At 62.0% G+C, this 22,476-nt stretch carries 21 protein-coding genes and 2 tRNA genes; 16 read left to right on the forward strand and 7 right to left on the reverse strand.

Annotation, left to right across the window (positions count from 1 at the left end; translation table 11 throughout):
- Positions 1 to 60 precede the first annotated feature (60 nt).
- Positions 61 to 726 (forward strand): pyridoxamine 5'-phosphate oxidase, encoded by a 666-nt coding sequence (pdxH, locus tag ACO08C_RS12160; protein WP_421785938.1) that lies wholly within the window; start codon positions 61 to 63, stop codon positions 724 to 726.
- Here pdxH and ACO08C_RS12165 read toward each other — a convergent pair.
- Positions 717 to 1,643: a hypothetical protein gene (locus ACO08C_RS12165; RefSeq protein ID WP_421785939.1), complete on the reverse strand. Its 927-nt coding sequence runs from the start codon at positions 1,641 to 1,643 to the stop codon at positions 717 to 719. The two genes, pdxH and ACO08C_RS12165, sit on opposite strands and share 10 nt — an antisense overlap.
- A 100-nt stretch (positions 1,644 to 1,743) precedes the next feature.
- Here ACO08C_RS12165 and ACO08C_RS12170 point away from each other — a divergent pair, with 100 nt between their 5' ends.
- Genes ACO08C_RS12170 through ACO08C_RS12180 form a run of 3 tightly spaced genes read left to right on the forward strand, consistent with a single transcriptional unit; the run spans position 1,744 to position 3,803 of the window.
- Positions 1,744 to 1,914: a hypothetical protein gene (locus tag ACO08C_RS12170; RefSeq protein ID WP_421785940.1), complete on the forward strand. Its 171-nt coding sequence runs from the start codon at positions 1,744 to 1,746 to the stop codon at positions 1,912 to 1,914.
- Positions 1,915 to 1,968: 54 nt separating this feature from the next.
- Complete coding sequence (locus ACO08C_RS12175) at positions 1,969 to 2,901, forward strand: ABC transporter permease (protein ID WP_421785941.1); 933 nt, start codon at positions 1,969 to 1,971, stop codon at positions 2,899 to 2,901.
- Positions 2,898 to 3,803 carry an ABC transporter permease gene (locus ACO08C_RS12180; protein ID WP_421785942.1) on the forward strand — a complete coding sequence of 302 codons (906 nt, stop codon included), beginning with the start codon at positions 2,898 to 2,900 and terminating at the stop codon, positions 3,801 to 3,803. The genes ACO08C_RS12175 and ACO08C_RS12180 overlap by 4 nt, the downstream gene beginning before the upstream one ends.
- Here ACO08C_RS12180 and ACO08C_RS12185 read toward each other — a convergent pair whose 3' ends face one another.
- Both ACO08C_RS12185 and ACO08C_RS12190 read right to left on the reverse strand, forming a co-directional pair.
- Complete coding sequence (locus ACO08C_RS12185; protein ID WP_421785943.1) at positions 3,804 to 4,601, reverse strand: hypothetical protein; 798 nt, start codon at positions 4,599 to 4,601, stop codon at positions 3,804 to 3,806.
- Positions 4,602 to 4,635: 34 nt separating this feature from the next.
- A complete protein-coding gene (locus tag ACO08C_RS12190) occupies positions 4,636 to 5,298 on the reverse strand; it encodes a hypothetical protein (RefSeq protein ID WP_421785945.1) in 663 nt (220 codons plus the stop codon).
- Between the two features lie 128 nt (positions 5,299 to 5,426).
- Between ACO08C_RS12190 and ACO08C_RS12195 the strand changes: the two genes are divergently transcribed.
- A complete protein-coding gene (locus ACO08C_RS12195) occupies positions 5,427 to 7,079 on the forward strand; it encodes a peptide ABC transporter substrate-binding protein (RefSeq protein WP_421785946.1) in 1,653 nt (550 codons plus the stop codon).
- A 73-nt stretch (positions 7,080 to 7,152) separates the two neighbouring features.
- Positions 7,153 to 8,334 carry a DUF3667 domain-containing protein gene (locus ACO08C_RS12200; protein WP_421785948.1) on the forward strand — a complete coding sequence of 394 codons (1,182 nt, stop codon included), beginning with the start codon at positions 7,153 to 7,155 and terminating at the stop codon, positions 8,332 to 8,334.
- A 1-nt stretch (position 8,335) separates the two neighbouring features.
- Here ACO08C_RS12200 and sppA read toward each other — a convergent pair whose 3' ends face one another.
- Together sppA and ACO08C_RS12210 are read right to left on the reverse strand one after the other, a co-directional pair.
- Positions 8,336 to 10,117 carry a signal peptide peptidase SppA gene (gene sppA, locus ACO08C_RS12205; protein ID WP_421785950.1) on the reverse strand — a complete coding sequence of 594 codons (1,782 nt, stop codon included), beginning with the start codon at positions 10,115 to 10,117 and terminating at the stop codon, positions 8,336 to 8,338.
- 138 nt (positions 10,118 to 10,255) lie between these two features.
- Positions 10,256 to 10,332 (reverse strand) — tRNA-Pro (locus ACO08C_RS12210).
- A 120-nt stretch (positions 10,333 to 10,452) separates the two neighbouring features.
- On the opposite strand from ACO08C_RS12210, the gene ACO08C_RS12215 reads away from it, so the two are divergent.
- From ACO08C_RS12215 to ACO08C_RS12255, 9 genes are all read left to right on the forward strand, one after another.
- Positions 10,453 to 10,527, forward strand: a tRNA-Gln gene (locus ACO08C_RS12215).
- A 502-nt stretch (positions 10,528 to 11,029) separates the two neighbouring features.
- Positions 11,030 to 11,800 (forward strand): DUF3450 domain-containing protein, encoded by a 771-nt coding sequence (locus ACO08C_RS12220; RefSeq protein ID WP_421785952.1) that lies wholly within the window; start codon positions 11,030 to 11,032, stop codon positions 11,798 to 11,800.
- Positions 11,801 to 11,824: 24 nt separating this feature from the next.
- Positions 11,825 to 13,228 (forward strand): MotA/TolQ/ExbB proton channel family protein, encoded by a 1,404-nt coding sequence (locus tag ACO08C_RS12225; RefSeq protein WP_421785953.1) that lies wholly within the window; start codon positions 11,825 to 11,827, stop codon positions 13,226 to 13,228.
- A gap of 15 nt (positions 13,229 to 13,243) precedes the next feature.
- On the forward strand, positions 13,244 to 13,765 hold the full coding sequence (locus ACO08C_RS12230; RefSeq protein ID WP_421785955.1) for a MotA/TolQ/ExbB proton channel family protein: 522 nt from the start codon (positions 13,244 to 13,246) through the stop codon (positions 13,763 to 13,765).
- 5 nt (positions 13,766 to 13,770) lie between these two features.
- Positions 13,771 to 14,184, forward strand: coding sequence for an ExbD/TolR family protein (locus ACO08C_RS12235; RefSeq protein WP_421785957.1), 414 nt, complete (start codon positions 13,771 to 13,773; stop codon positions 14,182 to 14,184).
- A 15-nt stretch (positions 14,185 to 14,199) separates the two neighbouring features.
- The gene (locus ACO08C_RS12240; protein ID WP_421785959.1) at positions 14,200 to 14,604 is read left to right on the forward strand and encodes an ExbD/TolR family protein; all 405 of its coding nucleotides are present in this window, start codon (positions 14,200 to 14,202) and stop codon (positions 14,602 to 14,604) included.
- Positions 14,605 to 14,613: 9 nt separating this feature from the next.
- The gene (locus ACO08C_RS12245) at positions 14,614 to 15,231 is read left to right on the forward strand and encodes an energy transducer TonB (protein ID WP_421785960.1); all 618 of its coding nucleotides are present in this window, start codon (positions 14,614 to 14,616) and stop codon (positions 15,229 to 15,231) included.
- Positions 15,232 to 15,332: 101 nt separating this feature from the next.
- Positions 15,333 to 16,790, forward strand: coding sequence for a hypothetical protein (locus ACO08C_RS12250; RefSeq protein ID WP_421785961.1), 1,458 nt, complete (start codon positions 15,333 to 15,335; stop codon positions 16,788 to 16,790).
- A gap of 153 nt (positions 16,791 to 16,943) precedes the next feature.
- On the forward strand, positions 16,944 to 17,555 hold the full coding sequence (locus ACO08C_RS12255; protein WP_421785963.1) for an energy transducer TonB: 612 nt from the start codon (positions 16,944 to 16,946) through the stop codon (positions 17,553 to 17,555).
- 40 nt (positions 17,556 to 17,595) lie between these two features.
- Here the strand turns inward: ACO08C_RS12255 and ACO08C_RS12260 are convergent, their stop codons facing one another.
- Positions 17,596 to 19,854 (reverse strand): S9 family peptidase, encoded by a 2,259-nt coding sequence (locus ACO08C_RS12260; protein ID WP_421785964.1) that lies wholly within the window; start codon positions 19,852 to 19,854, stop codon positions 17,596 to 17,598.
- A gap of 67 nt (positions 19,855 to 19,921) precedes the next feature.
- Entirely contained in the window at positions 19,922 to 21,160 is a 1,239-nt protein-coding gene (locus ACO08C_RS12265; protein WP_421785966.1) for an MFS transporter, read from the reverse strand.
- A 127-nt stretch (positions 21,161 to 21,287) separates the two neighbouring features.
- Between ACO08C_RS12265 and ACO08C_RS12270 the strand changes: the two genes are divergently transcribed.
- The gene (locus ACO08C_RS12270; protein ID WP_421785968.1) at positions 21,288 to 22,388 is read left to right on the forward strand and encodes a DUF2336 domain-containing protein; all 1,101 of its coding nucleotides are present in this window, start codon (positions 21,288 to 21,290) and stop codon (positions 22,386 to 22,388) included.
- The last annotated feature ends 88 nt before the right edge of the window (positions 22,389 to 22,476 follow it).

The following is a 22,476-nucleotide window of genomic DNA, read 5'->3' on the forward strand; positions in this document are numbered from 1 at the left end:
GAGGGTTCCCGATTGGTTGACGCCGGCAAACCCTCTATATGCGGGACAAAGGAGACGCCGATGACCGCGAAAAAGGACCAGATTCCGCCGTCGCCGAGCGCGGAAGAATATCAGGCCGCCGCCGATGCCAATGAGGCCGAGATCTTCGACAAGGCCAATCCCTACGCTCTGTTCGGTGACTGGCTGGCCGACGCGAAGGCCAAAGAAATCAACGATCCCAATGCGATGGCGCTGGCCACTGCTGACACGGACGGACTGCCGGATGTGCGGATGGTCTTGCTGAAAGGCTTCGACGAAAACGGCTTCGTTTTCTATACGAATCTGGACAGCGCAAAAGGCCGTCAGCTGGCAGACAACCCCAAGGCTGCGCTGTGCTTTCACTGGAAATCGCTGCGGCGGCAGGTCCGTATCCGCGGGACGGTTTCACCGGTCGATCCGGACGAGGCCGATGCCTATTTCGCGAGCCGCGCCCGTGACAGCCGGATCGGCGCCTGGGCATCCAAACAGTCGCGGCCGCTGGAGAGCCGGTTCGCACTGGAAAAAGCGGTGGCCCGGGAAGCCGCTAAATTCGGCCTCGGTGCGGTGCCGCGGCCCGACTTCTGGTCGGGGTTTCGGCTAAATCCCTTGCATTTCGAGTTTTGGCGCGACCGGCCTTTCCGGTTGCACGATCGACTGGTGTTCGAGCGCGGCGAGGCGGGCTGGGCGACGCAGCGCCTTTATCCTTGAGCGCGGGACCGCACGAAGGCCTGCAGCGCGGACGCCACGCGTGAGGTCGCTGTCAGCTTGTCCTTCAGGGGCAGGGCGATCGGCGGATCGATATTCGTCTTGTTGACATCAACGACATAGATGCGGCCGTCATTGCGATCGCGCAACACGTCCATCGCTCCCCATTCCAGCCCCATGCGCGCGGCAAATTCGATCAATTGCGCCAGCTCCTCGGCGGAAAACGCCTCGGCGGTTTCGACCAGCTTCACTTCGCAATTGATATTGGTGAAGCGCTTGCCGATTTTCCGCTTCTTGATGAACAGCAACGGCATTTCGCGGCCGACGATGACGCAGCGGTAATCAGCGACCTGGTCCTCACCGCATCGGTTGTCGATCAGACGCTGATAGGCGCGGCCTTCGGTCTTGGCTACCGGAGCGTGCAGAACGCGGCCGTCGTGGGCGCCATTGACCTCGGATTTCTCAACCACCGGGCCGACGAATCGCTCGGGATCGACGCCCACTGCATAGCCGAAAGTCTGCTCGAATATGCGTGCCACATGTGTTTTCGATACGTCGCAGCATGCGAAATTCATGTGCGCGGCTGTGGCTGGCAGTGCGGGCAGGGGGGCGACGGTCTTGTCTTCGAAATAGATGGTGAGGTCGGCGCGGCTTTCATCTCGGACCACGCGGCCCCCGATCGCATGCGTGCAGGCCCAGATAAAATACCAGGGACGCGGCTGGTGCGGGGTGAAGGCGATCCGCGGGCCGCGGCGGCGCAGCGACATGATGCGCCAAACCTCCATACAGAAATAAAACACCAGCCAGTTCAGGCAGACCGCGATGAATTTGCGCCTCAAGGGAAGCTGGTGACCCGTGCTTTTCACGGAGACCACCCCGTCCCGATAAGCCCAGTCCGACCACCAAAAGGCGCTGTTCATGCCTGACGTCCATCCCTGCCGCCCGCTGCGCGGGCACACGCAATTGTGATTAACGGCCCAAGCCTTGCGAGGGAAGCCCTGAAACGAGCGGGACTGTATCATGCCGGCATGGATCGAGACGTTGAATTTTCTCTCCGCGCGCTTGCGGCGGGCGGTTTTCGTCCTGCTGGCACTCGCAGCCCTTCAGGCGATCCCCGGGGCGTTGGCCGTTAACGACGGGGCCGGCGACCTGCATTCCGATAGCCTCACACTGCGCCGAGCTATTGATTGACTTTCCAGTGCACCGCATGAACGGTGCGTCAAAACCACCAGGGTCAGTGCGTAAATGCTCGGATATGTTGCCCGGCGAATTCTGATCGCCGTTCCCACAATACTGGTGATAATCACGGTCGCATTCTTCATGATGCGTGCGGCGCCGGGCGGTCCCTTCGATCTCGAACGGCCGATGCCGGAAGAAGTCCGGCAGAATATCCTCGAGCATTTCGGTTTCGACCGCCCGTTGCACGAACAGTATGTCTCCTATCTGGGCGGTCTGGCGCAAGCAGATCTCGGTCCTTCGCTGCGGTTCCGCGACAAGACCGTCTCGGACATCATTGTCGAAGGATTTCCGGTCAGCGCCACCATCGGTGCGTTGTCGATCCTTCTGGCACTCTTTGTCGGATCCATATTGGGATCATTAGCCGCCTTGCGGCAGAACAAGGCGACCGACTTCGCGGTCATGGGCTTCGCGATGGGCGGGATCACCATCCCGCCCTTTGTGATGGGACCCATTTTGGCGCTGGTGTTCGGCCTTTATCTAGGGCTTCTGCCAATGGGCGGACTGGATCCGCGGCTGGGCATGACGCCCGAACGCTTGGTGCTGCCCGTCGTCACACTTGCGCTTCCGCAAATCGCTATTGTGTCGCGGCTGATGCGCGCGAGCATGATCGAAGTGCTGCGCTCCAATTATATCCGCACCGCGCGGGCCAAGGGCCTGTCCGGTCCGGCGGTTCTGTTCCGGCATGCGCTGCGCGCTGCGATCCTGCCCCTGGTCAGCTATATCGGGCCGGCTTCGGCCGCTCTGGTGACCGGCTCGATCGTGATCGAACAGGTTTTCCAGCTGCCGGGCATCGGCCGGCAATTCGTGATGGCGGCCCTGCAGCGGGATTATACCGTCGTAATGGGAGTGGTCATTCTTTATGCGTCGCTGATCATCCTGCTGAACCTCTTGGCGGACCTGATGTATGCGACGCTTAACCCGCGGGTGAAGTTCGAGTGAGCACGACCATCGGATCCAAGCTGAACGCGGAAGCGCTCGAAACCGCCGCCGTTGAAGGCCGTTCGTTGTGGGACGATGCGCTGGCGCGGCTGTTGCGCAACAAGGCAGCCGTCGGCAGCATGATCGTATTGGGCCTGCTGGTGCTGATCGCGGTCGTGGGGCCCTTCGTGTGGCCGCACAGCCATGAAACGATTTATCGAGATCGCGTGTGGTTGCAGCCGACGCTCGAGAACTGGCACATTTTCGGCACCGACGCGCAAGGCCGCGACCTGTTTGCGCGGACGCTCGTCGGGTTGGGCGTTTCGCTGATGGTGGGCGTTGTCGCGTCATTCGTATCACTGGTGATCGGCGTCCTTTGGGGCGCAACGGCCGGATTCGTCGGCGGCCGGGTCGACCAGATCATGATGCGCATTGTCGACGTGCTCTATTCGCTGCCCTTCATCTTCTTTGTGATCATCCTGATGGTGGTGTTTGGCCGGAACATCATCCTGATCTTCGTCGCGATCGGCGCGGTGGAGTGGCTGACCATGGCGCGGATCGTGCGCGGGCAGACCATTTCGATCAAGAATATGGAATTCGTCGAGGCGGCGCAGGCCGCAGGCGTTTCGCGGCTGTCGATCATCCGCCGCCACATTATTCCGAACGTGCTCGGCCCGGTGATCGTCTATGTGACGCTGACCATCCCCGTCGTCATTCTGGCGGAAAGCTTCCTGAGCTTCCTGGGGCTGGGTGTGCAGGAGCCGCTGACCTCGCTCGGCCGGCTGATTGCTTCGGGAGCTCAAGACATGCAGATCGCGACCTGGACGCTGATCATCCCCGCCGCGACCATGATGCTGACGCTGTTCTGCTTCAACTTTATCGGCGATGGCGTCCGCGACGCCATCGATCCGAAAGACCGCTGATCAGCGTTCGCGCCGCACGCGCAGCGCCCGGCCGGTGCCGTTGATCTGCAGGAAGTAGCTGTCGAGGGCGGCGCGGCGGATTTCCGCAAACATTTCCTCATTGTCATTGTAGCGGAAGCGGTCGGTGTTCGATTGCACCCAGACCTGGCCATTGGTCATGTAGAAGCGGTGGCGGCCATAGCCGATCTCGCGAATACGCTCGATCTGCATGACGATGCGTTCGACGCCGCCTTCATTGTCGCGCTCGACGACCTGCACGCCATTGATGGGTTCGGCGTCCGAGGGACGGGTATTGGTTTCGCTGCCCCGGTTGAACAGGCCGAGACGCGGCATGCGCGAAAAGACCCCGCCGCTGTCCTCGCCGGTTTCCGGCGGGCTGGCTTCGGGTTCGGGCGTGTCCGCGCGGGCCATTTGCGTCGACGGGACCGCTGGCTCAGCGGCGGTGCCGGTCCCGGTGCCGGCCATGCGTTCCGGCGTGGTGCCGGGATCGAGTGGATCCGGCGCGTTCGAACTGCCGCGGAACAGGGAGAGGCTGAGCCCGGGCATGCTCGGCAGGTCGAAGCCAAACGAATCTCTCTCCACACCTTCGATATCGGTCCGGTAGACCGCAACCAGGCCATCGTCGCGTTCGCCGGCCAGACGCATGGCCGCGGCATCGAAACAGGCGAGGCGTGCGCCTTCATCGGTGATCCCCTGACAGCGCAGAATATCGTCGATCGGATCGGTCGTCTGCGCCAGGGCCGGCGATGTCAGCGCCAGCCCGCAGGTGAAAACCGAGGTCAGATAGATGTGTTTCATGGCGTGTTCCCTGATGGCGGCTGGCCGCCCGTTATTATTGCTCGCGCCGGGCCCGGAACCAGCGGCCCCGCCCGTTGAGCTGCATCATGTGCGATCCGAGCGCCGCGCTGCGAACGCCGACGAACATCTCGGTGAAGGGCTGGCGCCGTGAGTAAAGCACCCGCGTATCGTCGATCTGGCGCCAGACCTGTCCGTTCTGCAGGGTGATGATCATCCGGTCATAGGCGTCGCGGCCGATGTCCTGCACGGCGAGGCCCTCGATCCGGGTAATTTCACCGGCGTCGTTGCGCTCGACGCGCCGCGCCGCGACCGTTGCGGACGCCGCCGCACTGTTGGTGGTCGACGCGACCGGATCCGCGCCGGCCGCAACGGCATCGGCGAGATCGGCAGATGCGGTCCCGGACATGGACGGCAGGCTGACGGAGGGCAGGCGCGGCAGGCGGAATTGCGGGATGTCCAGGCCGTAGGTGGCTTCCTCTGCGGCCTCGATCTCGGATCGCTCGACGGCGACGAGTTCGCCTGCATTCTCCGACCGGTAAAGCGCTTCGACCTGAGCATCGAGGCAGGCGAGGCGGTCGGCATCGTTCTCGAGGGCGCGGCAGGAAAAGAGCGGAGAGAGCGGCGAGTCGCCCGACTGGGCCAATGCGGTTGTTGAAGCCAGCGCTGAAATGAGGATGGCCAGTAATCGGGTGTTCATGGTTAACTTGCTATCGCTTGATGAGTTTCGCAGACTATGCGTGAGCGTCAGGTCGCTGTCGACCGTGTGACGCAATGCCATGTGAAGAGTTTTAGACTGATCGATCGGGAACGGAGAGGGTCCTGACCATGCTTAAGAATACAAGATTCCATACCGCGCTGCTGATGGCAGCTTCGAGCCTGACGCTAGCAGCTTGCGGCGGCGGTGGCGATGTCGATGCCGACATCGTCGTTTTGCACCGGGGCAATAGCGCCGAACCGCTGACGCTGGATCCGCACAAGGCGAGCGGAACGTGGGAGAACAATATTATCGGTGACATGTTCATCGGCTTGTTCACGGACGACGCCCATGGCGCCCCGATCCCCGGTATGGCGGAGAGCTGGACGGTCAGCGAAGATGGCCTGACCTGGACGTTCGAACTGCGCGAAGCGGTCTGGTCGGATGGCGAACCGGTGACGGCTGGCGATTTCGAATACGCTTTCCAGCGCATTCTTAATCCGGCCACGCTGGCGCAGTATGCGTCGCTGCTCTATCCGATCGAAAATGCCCAAGCGGTCAATTCGGGCGAAATGCCTCCGGAAGCGGTCGGTGTCGAGGCGATCGACGACAATACGCTTGAGATCCGGCTCGAAAACCCGGCCCCCTATCTGCCGGGCCTTCTCACTCACTACACGACCTTCCCGGTGCCGAGCCATGTTGTCGAGGAATTCGGCGATCAGTGGGTCCAGCCGCGCAATATCCAGGTGAACGGTCCATACCGGCTGGTGCAGTGGGCGACGAACAATTTCGTTCATGTCGAACGCAATGAGCGTTTCTTCGACAATGAAAGTGTCTGCATCGACGAGGTGTTCTACTATCCGACGGTTGATGCAGCGGCGGGTGTGCGCCGCGTTCAGAACGGCGAATTGCACCTGAACAATGAATTCCCGGGCCAGCATATCGACCGGCTGCGCCGCGAGATGGAGGAATATGTCCGGGTATATCCGTACATGGGCACCGTTTATTTCTCGATCAATAACGAGATTGACGGCTTCGCCGACCCGCGCGTGCGCAACGCGCTCGGCATGGCGGTCAACCGGGAATTCCTGGCCGAGGAAATCTATCGCGATGGCCGGTCTGCCGCGTATTCGCTGGTGCCGCCGGATGTGGCGAACTATGCCGGCGGGGTGAGCGCTGAATGGGCTTCGCTGTCGATGGACGAGCGCCGTGAGCTTGCCCGCGAATTGCTTCTGGAAGCCGGCTTCGGCCCGGACAATCCGCTGGAGTTCGAATACTCGCACCGTTCGACGGGCGACAATCCGCGCATCGCGCCGGTGGTGCAGCAGGACTGGGAAAGCATCGCCGACTGGGTGAATGTCGACATCGTCCAGATCGAGACGCAGATCCACTATGAAAATCTCCGCTCGGCCGACTATCAGATCGGCGATGGCGGCTGGATCGCGGATTACAACGATCCCTACAACTTCCTCTTCCTGGCGGAAGAACGGTCGATCCCGATGAATTATTCGCGCTACCGCAATCCGGAGTATGACGATCTGGTTGCGCGCGCGAACCAGGAGCTGGACATGGAAGTCCGGGCCAGCATGCTGGCCGATGCCGAGCAGATGATGATCGACGACATGCCGATCGTGCCGATCGTGTTTTACGTCAACCGCGCCGTGGTCAGCCCCGAAGTGACGGGTTGGGAGGACAATATCGTCCACATCCACCGCACGCGCTTCATGTGCCTGGAAGGTGCGCAGGCAGAAGCCGGAAGCTCCGGCGATTCATCGGCCGACTAGACACGCGCCAGGCGCACAGACTTGCGGCCCTCCTCCGAGCGCGTAGATTGCGGGCTCGGGGGAGGGCTTTTTGATGACGGATGCGGTATCCGATGCCGTCGTCGCGGATTCCGCGGCCAGCGAGGCCCGCGCCGCGCAACGCGCGTCGCGCTCGCGTTTCAGCACGGAAACGGACGGGATTTGCAGCAATTGCGGCACGCCGCTGAAAGGGCGTATCTGTCACAGCTGCGGACAGGACTCGGACAGTTTCCACCGCCCGGTCTGGTCGCTGCTGTGGGAGGTGCTGGACGGGCTGATCGGACTGGACGGCCGCTTGTGGCGGACCGTGCCGGCGCTGATGTTCCGGCCGGGCTATCTGACCCGCAAGTATCTTGAGGGCGTCCGCGCGCGCTACGTCCAGCCATTCCGGCTCTACCTGTTTGCCAGCATCCTATTCTTCTTGCTGTTCGGGCTCGGCAATTCGGGATGGAATAATGTGGTCATCCCGCAAGCCGAGTTGTCCGAGGAAGACCGCGCGGCGCTGTCCCAGGAGCTTGAGCGGATCGCCGAGGACAATCCGACGGCTTCTGCCGAGATCCAGCAGGCGATCGATAATCTGGCGGGCGATCCGAGTGAAGCCGGCGATGCCGCCGAGATCGCCGCGGCTGCGGCGGTATCCAGCGAGAGCCTCCGCGCCGACATGCGTGATCGGGTCCGCCGCATTCTGCTGCCGGAGGAGTATCCCGATGAAGGCGCGCCGGATTCATCCGAAGTTGTGGTCGGCGACCCTGAAGATCTGCAGGTCTCGTTCGAGATCGAAGCGCTGGCCGGCTTGCCCTTGGCGGCACGTCAGCAGCTTGCGCGGCAGCTGGAAAGGGTGATCGACGATCCGGCGCTGCTGTTCAGCGCCATGGAGCGCTGGCTGCCGCGGCTATTGTTTGTGCTGTTGCCGATCTATGCGCTCATCCTTGCAATTGGCCAGGTCTGGCGCCGAGGATTTTATTTCTACGATCATCTGATCGTCTCGCTGCACTTTCACGCCTTCCTGTTCGCGCTGTTCATCCTCATGCATCCGATCGGGCTGCTGGTTGGCGGATTGCCGTACCTGATCTTTTTGATCTGGAGCAATATCTATCTCTACCGCATCCATCGGGTGGTCTATGAGCACGGCCGGTTCATGTCCGTTTTGCGGACGCTGACGCTGGATCTCACCTATCTCGTCGTGCTCCTGCTGGCGACGGTCGTCCTGGTTTTTGTCGGACTGTTATTCGCCTGATCTAGCGCGGCTGGATGACTGGTGAGCGTAGCTCCTGACCCGGCTGCGCCGCCTGCCTTGCCTCGATCAGGGCGCGCATTTCGGGCGCCTCCATGATCGCATTGAGACGGGCGAGCGATTGTGCGGAATCGGCGGAAACGCCGAAGAGCTCCTGGAAGGCTTCGAACGGCGTCCGCTCGCGCGGGAAGCGTTGGATCGACACCGACTGACCGGCGTTGATTCCCGCCAGCCGCCGGGCGGCATCGACCGCTTCCATGAAGCCCCCGATCTCATCCACCAGACCCCGCTCAAGCGCCTGCTCGCCTGTCCAGACGCGCCCGCGCGCAATCTCGGCGACGCGCTCGCGCGACAGGTCGCGGCCTTCGGCGACCCTCTCTGTGAAATCCTCATACACATTGCCGAGTTCCGCCTCGATGGCCGCACGCTGGCTATCCGTCCAGCTTTCGTTCGGTGAGTAGGCGCCGGCAAACTCGCCGCCAACAGATACCTGTTCGAAATTGATGCCGATCAAGCCGAATGCGCCGTCGAGATTGATCTTGCCGCCATAGACGCCGATCGAACCGGTCAATGTGGTGGCGTTGGCGATGATGTGATCAGCGGGTGCCGCTATGTAATAACCGCCCGACGCGGCAGCCGCTCCCATGCTCACCACCACAGGGATGCCGTCATCCTGGGCGCGGCGAACCGCATCCCAGATCTGATCGGACGCAATCGACGATCCGCCCGGTGAATCGATGCGGACGATGATGGCGCGCGTCCCGTTGGCTTCAGCGGCGTTGGTGATGGCTTCGGCCATGGCGTCGCCGCCGATCAGCGGATTACCGCCAAAAGGTGAGGAGACGCCATCGCCGGTCACAATTGCGCCCTGGCCTTCGACGAGCGCGATACGCGGGCCGTAGGCGTTCAGCGCGCCGCTGAGCCGATAGTCTTCGAGTTCCGCAAACTCGGCATTGCCGCCGGCCCGTTCGAGAATCGCGGCGCGGGCCGCGGCGACATGGCCGAGCTGATCGACGAGGCCGGACTCGCGGGCAGCTTCCGCGCTGTGCGGGGCCTGCTCGATCAGCGTTTGCAGGCGCGCGGCGTCAAGTGTGCGCCCCGCAGCCGCGTTGGCGATGGCGGTGTCATAAATGGACCCGAAATAGGATAGCGTTGCTTCGAGATGTTCGGGTGTGAATCCGTCTTCGGTGTAGGCGTTCGGGGCGTTCTTGTATTCGAGAAACTGGATGAAATCGGCGTCGATCTCGAACCGGTCGAGCGCGGCTCCGAAGAACCCGACTTCGCCGGCAAGGCCGGCCGTCGCGAAACTCGCCGTGTCCTGAAGCCAGATCTCATCGGCGCTGGCGACGGCCAGATAGGTCGTTACGGATGTCGAATTGAAGCCCTGCGAGTGTACGATGACCGGGCGGCCGGTTTCGCGGAAGGCGGCGATCGCACGATTCAATTCCTCGGCCTGCGCCGGCGACATGCCGAACTCATTGGCCCGGACGAACAAGCCGGCGACACGGTCGTCACGCCCGGCCCGGTCCAACAGGCGCACAACATCGACGATCGGGGCCGGCTCGGCAAAGGCGAAGGGCGAGCGCGACTGCTGGTCGAGCCGGCCTTCACGCAGATCCAGTTCCAGCACCAGGCGGCCGGACGGCAGGCCGGCGGCTTCTTCGGCGTCAGCCGTCATTGCCGCGATGAACGCGCCGAGCACGATGAAAAGCAGGATAATCGCCAGCACCGATCCGATGATCACGCCGAGAATCGAGCCGAACAGGGTGATGAAAAACTGTTTCATGAAACCGTCCCGAATTGCACATGTTGGATGTCATCATGCGCATATCGTGCCGAATTAGGCGAGGGAAAGTCCGCAAGCGCATCCCGCGCCTGCGGCGGGCTGTATCGATGCCATGAAGGGGCGGGCGGCGGAATTGAATGGTCGGAGTAGCAAGATTCGAACTTGCGACCCCCGCCTCCCGAAGACGGTGCTCTACCAGGCTGAGCTATACTCCGACCGGAGCGCGGGCTTATAACCACATCATTCGCGGGATTCAATCACTACAGCATCCGCCCGTTGCATCATCTGCAGTGAGTCGCTATCTAGCGCCTCCGCCGGGCTGATAGGCCCGCTGCTGGGGCGTCGCCAAGTGGTAAGGCATCGGTTTTTGGTACCGACATTCCCAGGTTCGAATCCTGGCGCCCCAGCCATCATTTCCCGCCGACATCCGAGTGCAGACCGCCGGGCCCGCCAGCGCGTGCCGCCGGCATTGCTGCGAGCCGGCAGAACAAATTATCGTGATGCCCCGCCGAAGCGCGATTTCTTCAGGCGCTGCGCATGCTGCATTCGCCTTTTGGGGCAATGAGAAGACGGCAATTCCCGGTAGAGGCGAGAAAATGGCAGTTAATGGCTGCTTCAACCGCATTCGACCGGAGTCTGTCTATTGATTGACGCGCATCACTTCGGTAGCGTCTTTCATTAAGAAGGCGTAATTCGCCAAACGAGACGGAAGGAAAACTTCCGCGAAGCGAGGGGAAGGGGTCAACGCGAGTTTCTTCCCAACTTCTATGGAATCTGCAGGTTCGGGCCGGCGTGCTAGCCGTCCGGCCTCAGAACAAGCAGGGGCTAGACCGGTGCGGGGGCACCGGAAAGCACAAATAGTCAGTCAGGCGTGGCGGATCTCAACCCGCGCCGTTCAATGTGAGGCGAGACATGGCGAACTTGAATAAATGGCTTCGCACTTCAGTCGCAGCAGCGGTGTTTTCCGTTGGCGTGGCCGGTATTGCGGATGCGCAAATCCAGCAAGCGCTAAACACGGGTGCGCAATCCACGCAAGACGGAGCCAGCACCCAAAGTCAGATCGATCAGCTTGATGACGATCGGACCAATGCGGAACTGGAATACCGCGCGCTTCTGCAGCAAATCGAAAGCCAGCGGCTCTATGTCGCGCAGCAGGAAGTGTTCATTCAGTCGCAGCAAAACGAAATCGATTCGTTGCGGCTGCAGATCGACAGCGTCGGCAATATCCAGCGCGACCTCATCCCGATGCTGCGGGAAATGGCCGACGGCCTGCGCCAGTTTGTCGAGCTGGATCTGCCGTTCCAACACGAGGAACGCCTGGAACAGGTGGACGAGCTCTACGACCTGATCGACGATCCGGAAGTGTCGGCGGCCGAGAAATACCGCGTCATTCTGAACCGTTACGAGATCGAAGCGTCCTATGGCCGCGGCCTGCGCACCTTTTCGGAATCGACCATCGAGAACGAACAGGATGTGACGTTCGAATATCTGCAGATCGGACGCGTCGCGCTGATCCGTCAGAACCCGGATGACAGCCTGTCGATGCTGTATCGCGGTGCGCCTGACTGGGTCGACGTGCCGTCGAGCCATGCCAACGACGTGAACCGTGCTTTCCGCATCGCGCGCGAAGTGACGACGCCGGAAGTGTTCACCGTGCCGCTTCCCGGCTCGGAAGATCAGTAGTTCGGCCCTGACGGAGACATTGCGATGAAACTCAATCTCAAGACCATTGCCGCAGCGGCCGTCCTCGGGATCGCCACTGTCGGAAGTGCTATGGCGCAACAGGCGCCGGCATCCAGCATCAATGAATTGCTCAACCGCCTGCGTTCGGACGTGCGTGAGGCATCCCAGGAAAACCAGCAACGCCTGCAGGAATTCCGCCAGGCGCGGAACCAGCAGACCTCGCTTCTCGCCGGAGCCCGCTCGACGTTGGCCGGCCTTGAAGCCCAGGCCGACAGCCTGGAAGCGCAATTCGCCAACAACCAGGTCCGCATCGACGAGCTGGCTGAAGAACTGCGCGCTGCGCAGGGCGAATTCGGCGAGCTGTTCGGTGTCGCGCGCCAGACGGCCGGCGAGTTCGGCTCGTTGATCGAAGGTTCGCTGGCCAGTGCTCAGCACCCGGGCCGTGCCGGTCCGCTCCTGGAACTGGCGAACAGCCGCGTCCTCCCGACGCGGACAGAACTCGACACGATCTATCGGTCGATCACCGAAGAAATGATCTATCAGGGCGAGATTGCCTCGTTCGACGCACCGGTCGCCGACCTCGACTGTTCGGGCGATTACGATGTGACGCGCGTCGGTGTGTTCGTGTCCTACGCCATGTGCGGCGGCAATCCGTCCTTTACGCGGTGGGCGCTGCCGGAAAACCCGGTCGGCGATGCCGATTTTGTGCTGACAGCCCTGCCGTCGCAGCCTCCCGGCAACATTCTGGGAGCCGCGTCCGCGCTCTACAATGCCGAGCCGGGCGAAATCGTATCCGGTCCGGTTGACCCGTCGCGTGGGGGCCTGCTGCTGGTCTATCGTGACATTCCGGACCTCGGTCAGCGTATCGAGCAAGGCCGTATCGTTGGTAAGATCATCCTCGGCCTGCTGGCCGTGTCGGTCGCCTTCGGCCTGTTCCGCCTGCTGATGCTGGTCCTCGAATCGATGGCCGTTGCCGGTCAGAAGCGCCGCTCGACCCCGTCGAAAGGCAATTCGCTGGGCCGGGTCATGCTGGCCTATGAATCGGTCAAGGATCACAATGAAGAAGTGATCGAGATGAAGCTGGACGAGGCGATCCTGCGGGAAACGCCGAAGCTGGAGTTCGGTCTCAACTTCCTGAAGCTCGCAGCCGGTATCGCGCCGCTGCTGGGTCTTCTGGGAACGGTGACCGGCATGATCCGGACCTTCACCCAGATCACGCTCTTCGGTACGGGTGACCCGCGCATCATGGCCGGTGGTATCTCGGAAGCCCTGGTCACCACGGTGCTGGGCCTTATTTCCGCCATCCCGCTGTTGTTCCTTCACAGCTTCGCAGCGAGCTTTGCACGCGGCGTTCAGCAGACGCTGGAAGAACAGGCGGCCGGTATTGTCGCCCGACACGCAGAAGAGCGCGCTGGCCGGTCGGCTTAAGGGGAGGTCCACACAATGGATTTCCAAACAGCTCTTGGCGGACTGAACGAGTTTCTCGATCGCGGCGGCTTCGTGCTCGTCTGGATCATGGGTCTCACGTTCGTGATGTGGGCTTTCATCCTTGAGCGTCTCGCCTACTTCTTCTTCGCCCAGGCGGGCGATGCGAAGCGGGCGCTCAAGGAATGGTCCGCACGGTCCGACCATACGTCGTGGACGGCTCACGCCATTCGCGACCAGCTGATCTCCGAGGCGAAACAGAAGGCGGAGAACAATGTCGAGCTCGTCAAGACGCTCGTCGCGGTGGCTCCGCTCTTCGGTCTCCTCGGTACGGTGACGGGCATGGTTTCGGTGTTTGACGTGATGGCCGTATCCGGCTCGTCGGACGCAAGGGCGATGTCGGCGGGTGTGTCCCGCGCGACGATCCCGACCATGGCCGGCATGGTGGCGGCATTGTCCGGTCTGATTTTCTCAAATCAGATCGAACGGCTCGCCAAGCGCCGTACCGCGATCCTCGCCGACCAGCTTGAACTGGAGTAGCGGCTATGCGCAGACGCAAGCAAAGAGGAAACGATCAGGCCGAAGTGAACATGACGCCGATGCTCGACATCGTGTTCATCCTGCTGATCTTCTTCATCGTGACCGCGACCTTCCTGCAAGAGCAGGGGTTCGACATGCGGCCGCCGCCGCCCAGCGATGAACCGCCGAACACGGAATCGAACCCGGTCATTCTCGTGCAGATCGACGCCGAGAACCGGGTGTTCGTGAACCAGCGTTCGACGAGTGAAGACCGGGTGTTGGCGTCGGTTCAGCGGATCCGTGCCGAAGCGCCGAACAGTGCGGTTCTGATCGAACCCAATAACGAGGCCGAAACCGGCACCGTGGCGTTGATATGGGACGATATGCGATCAAATGGCATACCCGTTTCCATCCAGCGCCAGCAGGGCGACGGCAATTAACTCGGGGAGTGAAACATGGCTCGACGTGTGAGCCGAGTACAGGCTGAAGACGAAGAAGTCGAACTGAACATGACGCCGATGCTGGACGTGGTGTTCATCCTGTTGATCTTCTTCATCGTCACGGCTGTGTTCGTGAAAGAACCGGGTGTCGATGTATTTCGCCCCGATGTCAGCGGAAGTGAGCGCATGAAGCCGACGCTTCTGGTCGCCGTCACCTCCGAGGACGAGATCTGGATCAATCGCGACATCTACGAGATGAACCAGGTCCGCGGCGTTCTCGAGCAGTTGCTGTCCGAGAACCCGCGCGCCGAGGCGATGATCCAGGCGGATGAGGGTTCACCAATCGGGACGGTCCTGGATATCCAGGAATTGCTGACCGAGCTGGGTGTTGAGGAAATCAACATCTCGGATGAACCATAGGAGGCTGATATGGGTAATATTCTTCGTCTCATCATCGGCGTTCCGATCGCCCTCATCGTGACCTTTGCGCTGTTCGCGCTGATGCAACGGCTGATTTTCGTCGAAGAAGTCGAAATAGACGATGCGGGAGATGAGTACAGCTTCGACATCAATCCGCAGGTGGAAGAGGTGAATGCGCGGACCCGCGATACGTCGATCGAAGACGTGCAGCAGGTCGATCCGCCGCCCCCGCCGCCGCAGATCGAGCGCCAAGCCGCCGACCTGCCGACGGAAAGCCTGTCGACGATCGTCGGTAATATTCCGGAGTTCGACACGCCGGAGCTGAATTCCGGCAATGTCAGCTTCAACGTGTCCGACCGGGACGCCCAGCCGCTGGTCCGCATCCCGCCGCAATATCCGGTACGCGCCGCCGAGCGCGGCCTGGAGGGCTATTGCGACATGTTGTTCAACGTGTCGCCCGATGGCACGCCAGTGGACATTCAGGCGACCAACTGCACCAGCAGCATGTTCGAACGCTCGTCGATCCGGGCGGTTGAACGCTGGCGCTACAGCCAGCGGATCGTCGACGGCGTGCCGCAGATGCGGCGCGGTGTTCAGACGCGTATCGAGTACGAACTGTCCGACTAGTTCGGTCCATTGCTAGCGGGCGGTGCGGGGAGCGCTGCCGGGCTGGGAGAAACAGAGGTGAGACGATGCTAAGCCGTCTTTTTATATTGGCAGTTTCCTCCATGGTCGTGCTGTCCGTGGCCATTCCGGATGCCGATGCGCAGCGCCGCAATCGTAACCAGGACGAGCAGGGCAGCAATGCCGAGAACCGGACCATGTCGGCCGCGATCGGCGAGCCGGTTCTGGCCGCGCAGGAATGCCTCGATGCCGAGAATTATACTTGCGTGATCAACTCGTTGACGCCGCTTCTGAACGGCGAAATCAACTCCTTCGAGCGGTTCGTCATTCTGCGGATGCGCGGCGTGGCCTATTACAGCCAGGACCGCACCGAGCAGGCGATCAACGACTTCCTTGGCGCGGTGAATACCGGTATTGCGACGACCGATGAAGAAGTGCAGCTGCGCCTCAATGTCGGTCAGCTCTACATCATTACCGAGCGCTATTCGGAAGGCATCCGCCAGATGGAATTGGCGGTGCAGGCCGGTGCCCAGCTGACGCCGAACCTGGCGCTGATGCTGGCCCAGGCCTACGCCCAGGCCGAGCGTTATACCGAGGGCCTGCGCTACGCCGAAATGCAGTATAACATGGCCAGTCCGCGCGAGCGGCGGAATTACGACATGCTGCTGTTCTATTACCAGCAGCTGCAGCGGGTTCCCGACCAGCTGCGCCTGATCTCGGACATGGTTGAGCGTTGGCCGGCGGATCGCAATATCTGGACCTCGCTGGTGGCGCTGATGGCGCAAACCAACAATGAGTCCGGCGCGTTCGAAGCCAACAAGCTGATGTATCTCAACGGGATGCTCAATGAAGAGCGGGAATTGGTGCGTCTGGCGCAGTATTACAGCTACTTCGAATATCCCTATCGCGGAGCCGTGATTCTCGAGCGCGAAATGAATGCCGGGCGTGTCGAGCGCACCCGCACAAATCTGGAAGTCCTCGCGAATATGTGGCGTCAGGCACGGGAATTCGACCGGGCGATCCCGGTGCTGGAAGCCGTCGCCCGACAAGGCAGCGGCGAAGATTATCTGCGTCTGGCTGAGGCCCTGTATGAAGAAGAGCGTTTCGCGGAGGCCGAGACCGCTTTCGAATCGGCCATTAGCCGCGGCGGACTTAATCGCCCGGGCGATGCCATCGCGCTTCTGGGCACGGTCCGCTACGACCAGAACAATCGGCAGGGCGCTTTGCAGGCTTTCCGCCAGTGCGGGCAGTATTCCTACAGCCGGCGGACCTGTAATGGCTGGGTCGAGTTCATCAGCAATGAGATCAATGCCGAGCGGCAGCGCGCCGAGCTTCGCGTCCGCGTGAACACCGAAGAGTGCCGCAACACGGTGCGTGAAGCGATCAATCTGGTGACGATCACGGGTAACGAGTCCGACTTCGATGCGGATGGCAATGCCATCATCGACGTGCCGGAGCGCTGCCAGGGTTTCTTCAATGAACGCGGTGAACAGATCGGCGGCTATGGCTTTACCGCCGCGGCCGCTGACGAAGGCGAGGCAGACGGCGCCGACGCCGGCTGATCCTGATTTCAAAGGAAAGACATCAAACCCCGGTCCGCGGACCGGGGTTTTTTGTTGGCTGGAAATGGCCGCGGCAGCGTCGCGGCTTCGCCGCATTCTTACGGAATTGTCATCTGCGGGGTTGAGGGGGCGCCTTGGAAGGGGAGCGCCCAAATGCAGCGTTTTTTACGCACATCCGTGAGCCTGCCGCTGGCCGGCCTGATCACCTTTTCGCTGGCCATGCTGATGACCTATCTGATCAGCGTTGAAGGCGAACCGAAGCCCGCCGGCGAAGAGCTTGTCGTCGAGCTGTTTCCCTATGTCGAGCGGGTCGATCCACCCGGCCGTGTATCCATTGAACCGGTCGATGCGGTCGAGCCGCCACCGCCATTGCCGGTGATTCCTGTCGAGACCGCGGGTCCGCCCGATGACGATTTGACGATTGTCATCGGCGAAGTACCTGATTTCGCGGATCCGTCCATCGACGGTGCGCGGTTTCATCGCCGAATCGCCGATCAGGATGAAATGCCGGTGGTGCGCATTCCGCCGGTGTATCCGAACCGGGAAGCGGAACGCGGGATCGAAGGGCAATGCACGGTCCAGTTTGATCTCAACACGAACGGACAGCCGTTCAACGTCCGCAGCGGTGCTTGCGCGTCGCCCGGCTTCGCCCGCGCGTCGATACAGGCGGTCCAGCGTTGGCGCTATGAGCCGCGGGTTGAAAACGGCCAAGCGGTCACGCGCTCGAATATGAGCGTGACGCTGGATTTCACGCTGAACGACTAAGCGAAAGGGCAGGGGCGGCCGCGCCGGCCGCCCCTTTGGTCTATTCCGCCGCGGCGGTGCTCAATTCGGCAACCTCGGCATCGGCAAGGCCTACCGTCATCAGCGCGAATGCCCAGTTCTCGGCGGTTTCCCGCAGACTGTCGAAACGGCCGGAAGCGCCGCCATGGCCCGCACCCATATTGGTGCGCATCAGGGTCAGACCATTGTCGGCGCGCGTCGCGCGCAGGCGGGCCGTCCATTTGGCCGGCTCCCAATAGGTGACGCGCGGATCGGTCAGGCCGGCGGTGGCCAGGACGTGCGGATAGTCGATGGCTTCGATATTGTCGTACGGGCTGTACTCCGCAATCGTGTCATAGGCTTCCGGATCTTCGATCGGATTGCCCCATTCGGGCCATTCCGGCGGGGTCAGCGGCAAGGTCGGATCGGACATGGTATTGATCACGTCCACGAAGGGCACGGCCGCAATCGCTCCAGCAAACAGGTCCGGCTGCAGATTGATCGCCGCACCGACGAGCAGGCCACCTGCCGATCCGCCATAAGCGACCATGTTGCCGCGCGAGGTGAAGCCTTGTGCGACAAGCGCCTCGCCGGCCGAGACAAAATCGCGGAAGGTGTTGATCTTGTTTTCGAGCTTGCCGTCGAGATACCAGCCATAACCGCGCGCCTGACTGCCCCGGATATGCGCTATGGCATAGATCATGCCGCGATCGACCAGCGAGAGCGGTGTCACCCGGAAGGCTGCCGGAATGGTAATGCCGTAGCTGCCATATCCGTAAAGCATCAGCGGTGCGGTACCGTCGACCGGCGTGTCGCGGTGATAGAGCAGGGTGACCGGAATTTGTTCGCCATCATGGGCGGGTGCCATAATGCGGCGCACAACATAGTCCGCCGGATCGTGACCGGACGGTATTTCCTGGCGCTTGCGCAATTCTCGCTCACGCGTGGCCATGTCGTAATCATAAGTCTCTTCCGGCGTCGATGGCGATTCATAGCTGAAGCGCATTGTATCGGTCGCAAACTCGAAGCCGGCGTCCACGCCCAGCGAATAGGCTTCTTCCGCGAAGGCAATGGTATGTTCCTCACCGCTTTCGAGATGGCGAACGATAATGCGCGGCAATGCATCCTCGCGTTCGACCCGGACCATCCAGTCGCGGAAACCCAGCAAGCTAGTGACCAGCGTGCCGGGGCGGTGATCGATCACCGTTTCCCAGTTCTCGCGCTGCGGTGCATCGATCGGCGCGCGCATGACCTGAAAGTCTACCGCACCGTCAAGATTCGTGAGGATGTAGAAGCCGTCACCGGTCTCGGTCAGCGAGTATTCGACATCGGTCTCACGCGCCGAGACCAGGATGGGATCGCTCGCCGGATTATTGGCATCGATCAGGCGCACCTCGCTGGTCGTGTGACCGGAGGTCGAAATCACGACATAGGTGTCGCCCGCCGTATTGCCGACATTGACGAAAAAGCCGTCATCCGGCTCGTCATAGACGAGTTCACTATCCGCTGCGCCGCGATCCTGGCGATAGACGCGCTTCGAGCGCCCGTTGGCATCGCGCCAGACCCAGAACAGGGTCGAGGAATCGTTCGCCCAGGCGAAATCACCCGTGCTTTCATCGGTCAACGTGGCGATGTCTTCCCCGGTGGTAAGGTCGCGGATCCGGATTTCGTAATATTCGGAACCCCGCGTATCGACGGACCAGGCGAGATAACGGTGGTCGGGGCTGTGCGCGATCGTTCCGAAATCGAGGTATTCGATGCCGTCTGCCTCGACATCGCCATCGAGCAGGATCTGTTCGGCGTCTTCCTCCGGCGAGGCCGGGTCGACGGGGCGGCGGGCGAAGACCGGGTACTGCCCGCCCTCGCGGAAGCGGGTGTAATACTCAAATTCGCCGTCGCGCTCGGGCACCGAGCTGTCGTCCTCGCGGATGCGGCCGCGAATTTCCTGGAAGATACGTTCCTGGAGCGCCTCGGTCGGCGACATCACCGCGTTGTAGTAGGCGTTCTCCGCCTCCAAATGGGCGCGGATGTCGGCCTGCAACACCGAAGGATCGCGCATGACTTCCTGCCAGTTATCGTCGCGCAGCCAAGCGTATTCGTCGGTGCGGGTGCGGCCGAGCTGCTCAATGGTGAGCGGGCGTTGTTCGGCGGTCGGAGCGCTGATCTGCAGCGCACGATCAATCAGGGTCATTTCGGGCGTCTCTATGTTGGCGTCGGCCGCGGTACCGGTCTCGTCGCTGGCAGGCTGGCTGCAAGCCACAAGCAGCGACAAGGCAGCGAGGGCGGGCAATTTGCGAAGCATCTGGCTTCCTCCCAAATTCGAATTGACGGCACTTTACTTCGCGCGCCGCAAATGGCCATCGCGCTCATCAGGTTCGGCGCCGCACGGACAGGATCGGCGTGAAAACGGCGATCAGTCCCAGCACGATCGCCAGTCCTGCCATTGGAATCAGAACCGATTCGCGAGGTCCGAGCGCGGCAACGACAAAGCCCATGATCAGCGCGCCCATGGGCATGCCGCCAAACAGGCCAAGCTGGTAGACGGACATGATCCGCGCCATCATTTCCGCCGGCGCGTTTTCCTGTACGACGGCGCGGCTCAAGGAAATGGCGACGCCGGCGCCCAACCCCCAGAAAAAATCGAGCGCATAAAGGCCGGCGAGCGGGATCGGCAGGGCAAGTCCGCCGAGGCTGATCACCGTCACCAGCTGGGCCAGCATGACGGCCCGGCCCGGACGATCGATATGGCCGAACTTGGCCAGCAGCGCATTGGCGATGAAGGCACCGATCCAGAACACTACCAACAGGCTGGATAAGGTGCCGTAGCCGGCGCCGTAAACGTCGCGCACGAGGACCGGTATCACCACAAAAAAGGCGCCGCCGACGACGAAGAATCCGACGGCCACCATGATCGATGTCATTGACGCGATGACCGGCGATGCCAACACGGTTCGCACGCCGTCGACCAGATCCTGCAGGGCGTGGGTCGCCTCGGTCCGTTTGGCTTTCAGGCGTGGCAGTCCGGCCGTTGCGATGACGCCCAACAGAAATCCCGCGGCCTGCAGGAACAGCAACAGGCCCGGCCCGGTCCAGCGGGCGAGATAGCCCGCGCCCATGCCGGTGATTTGTCCGGCGAATTGGACGAGGGAGGCGATCACCACAGCTTTCTGCAGTGTCAGCACGCGGCCCGACCGGTTGGCGATCCGGACCACGGCGTTGATGGCGGAATCGCGGGCCGGCAGCACAAAAGCGCCGCATAAGCCCACCGCGACCGCATAGCCGATCAGCAGCCAGTAGGTCAGGGCGCCGGATAACAGCAAGGCGCCCAGAATGGCAGCCAACGCCGCAGCCAAACCATAGAAAATGATGAGAATGCGCCGCCGGCCGCGGCGTTCCGCCAGCACGCCTGCGGCTGGCAACAGGAACAGCATCGGCGCGGTCAGGGCCATTTGGGCCAGCCCGAGGCGTTCGGGGGATTCTGCGAGCGTGAAATAGACGATGCCCGGAAACAGGGTGGTTTGCAGGCCGAAGCCGAAAAACCAGCCCGCCACGATCACCAGATAGGCGGCAAAGGGTGCTGGGCTCTGTCCTGTCGAGCTGTCTGTCACTCCGCCCCCCAGCGAAAACCTGACGACCACTAGAGCAGCCTTTCGCGGTGGTGCAAGGCGGCAGGGCACCGCATACGCTTGTTTAACGTCTTGGCAGGCATTTTGACCGCCGGAAACGGACGGACCGATGGGCCAGGCAGAACCGCTCACCTTAACCGAAACCACCGCGGCGACCGGACGTGCGCGCTCGGTGCTGGCCAAGCGGCTGGCCGATATCATTTGCCTGCCGTCCAGCGTTATCGGGCCACAGGAACGGTGGATTGTCGGCGATTTGCTGCACGAGATTCTCCGGAACAGCGATGCGGCGATCCGCCGGCGCTGCGCGGAGCGGCTGGCGGAAATCAAGGACGCGCCGGCCAATATCGTGAAGCTGCTGGCAGCGGATACCATCGGTATTGCCGCGCCCCTGCTGGAGCATTCGGAAGCCTTGTCGGATTTCGATTTGATGGAGGTCTGCCGCCTGGGAAGCCTCGATCATCGGGTGATGATCGCCAGCCGCGAAACGGTGTCCGAAACGGTGTCCGCGACGCTGGCCTCCGTGGGCGAACCGGCAGTCGTCACTGCTTTATTGCGTAACGACCATGCGCGGCTTGCGCCGCCGACGGTCTCGCATCTGGTCTCGCTTGCCGAGGATGAGCCGTCATACGTCAAACCTTTACTCAAGCGCGGCGAGTTGCGGCCGCGGGCGGCGCTGCAGCTGTTCTGGTTGTGCGACCATGAAAGCCGCAAGGCCATCCTCAACCGGTTTGCCGTCGGGCGTACGCTGATGATCGAAGCGGCCGAGGATGTGTTCGGCTTCGCCGCCGAAGAGGGCTGGAACGATCCGCTGGTGAACCGGGCTCTGAAATTCGTCGACCGGCGGCAGCGGAACCGCCAGGCGGGCGAAGACAGCGCATACGGGTCGCTGGAGGGGGTGATCGCCACCATGCGCAGCGAAGGCCCGACGCCGGCGCTGGTCGAAGAGCTCGCCCTGCTGGCGGGAATCAGCGACGCGTTGGCGGAACGTGTCTGCGGCGATCTAGGCGGCGAACCGGCGGCGATCCTTTGCAAGGCGACCGGCGCGGACCGCGACGTGCTCAACACATTTTGCGAGGCTTTCCAAGGCCTTGTCGGCGGCGGTGGGCGCGATCGCGCCTTCCAGATCTATGATGGCTTGTCGGTCGAAAAGGCACAGACGGTGCTGCGGTATTGGGACCTTTCGAAGGCGGCTGAATCCCGCTCACGCTGACCCATCTGCTGCCATGTGCACGAATCCAGTCGAGATACTGGTCAAGCCGGTTGGCCATCGTTAAAAGCTCCCAACGAACGCGTCCGCG

It is taken from the genome of Hyphobacterium sp. (genome assembly GCF_965229905.1).
Taxonomy (GTDB): Bacteria; Pseudomonadota; Alphaproteobacteria; order Caulobacterales; family Maricaulaceae; genus Hyphobacterium.

Bases quoted from the DNA above. Each gene is read 5' to 3' on its own strand.
- pdxH (WP_421785938.1), top strand. From the start codon at position 61: ATGACCGCGAAAAAGGACCAGATTCCGCCGTCGCCGAGCGCGGAAGAA.
- ACO08C_RS12165 (WP_421785939.1), bottom strand. From the start codon at position 1,643: ATGAACAGCGCCTTTTGGTGGTCGGACTGGGCTTATCGGGACGGGGTG.
- ACO08C_RS12170 (WP_421785940.1), top strand. From the start codon at position 1,744: ATGCCGGCATGGATCGAGACGTTGAATTTTCTCTCCGCGCGCTTGCGG.
- ACO08C_RS12175 (WP_421785941.1), top strand. From the start codon at position 1,969: ATGCTCGGATATGTTGCCCGGCGAATTCTGATCGCCGTTCCCACAATA.
- ACO08C_RS12185 (WP_421785943.1), bottom strand. From the start codon at position 4,601: ATGAAACACATCTATCTGACCTCGGTTTTCACCTGCGGGCTGGCGCTG.
- ACO08C_RS12190 (WP_421785945.1), bottom strand. From the start codon at position 5,298: ATGAACACCCGATTACTGGCCATCCTCATTTCAGCGCTGGCTTCAACA.
- ACO08C_RS12195 (WP_421785946.1), top strand. From the start codon at position 5,427: ATGCTTAAGAATACAAGATTCCATACCGCGCTGCTGATGGCAGCTTCG.
- ACO08C_RS12200 (WP_421785948.1), top strand. From the start codon at position 7,153: ATGACGGATGCGGTATCCGATGCCGTCGTCGCGGATTCCGCGGCCAGC.
- sppA (WP_421785950.1), bottom strand. From the start codon at position 10,117: ATGAAACAGTTTTTCATCACCCTGTTCGGCTCGATTCTCGGCGTGATC.
- ACO08C_RS12220 (WP_421785952.1), top strand. From the start codon at position 11,030: ATGGCGAACTTGAATAAATGGCTTCGCACTTCAGTCGCAGCAGCGGTG.
- ACO08C_RS12225 (WP_421785953.1), top strand. From the start codon at position 11,825: ATGAAACTCAATCTCAAGACCATTGCCGCAGCGGCCGTCCTCGGGATC.
- ACO08C_RS12230 (WP_421785955.1), top strand. From the start codon at position 13,244: ATGGATTTCCAAACAGCTCTTGGCGGACTGAACGAGTTTCTCGATCGC.
- ACO08C_RS12235 (WP_421785957.1), top strand. From the start codon at position 13,771: ATGCGCAGACGCAAGCAAAGAGGAAACGATCAGGCCGAAGTGAACATG.
- ACO08C_RS12240 (WP_421785959.1), top strand. From the start codon at position 14,200: ATGGCTCGACGTGTGAGCCGAGTACAGGCTGAAGACGAAGAAGTCGAA.
- ACO08C_RS12245 (WP_421785960.1), top strand. From the start codon at position 14,614: ATGGGTAATATTCTTCGTCTCATCATCGGCGTTCCGATCGCCCTCATC.
- ACO08C_RS12250 (WP_421785961.1), top strand. From the start codon at position 15,333: ATGGTCGTGCTGTCCGTGGCCATTCCGGATGCCGATGCGCAGCGCCGC.
- ACO08C_RS12255 (WP_421785963.1), top strand. From the start codon at position 16,944: ATGCAGCGTTTTTTACGCACATCCGTGAGCCTGCCGCTGGCCGGCCTG.
- ACO08C_RS12260 (WP_421785964.1), bottom strand. From the start codon at position 19,854: ATGCTTCGCAAATTGCCCGCCCTCGCTGCCTTGTCGCTGCTTGTGGCT.
- ACO08C_RS12270 (WP_421785968.1), top strand. From the start codon at position 21,288: ATGGGCCAGGCAGAACCGCTCACCTTAACCGAAACCACCGCGGCGACC.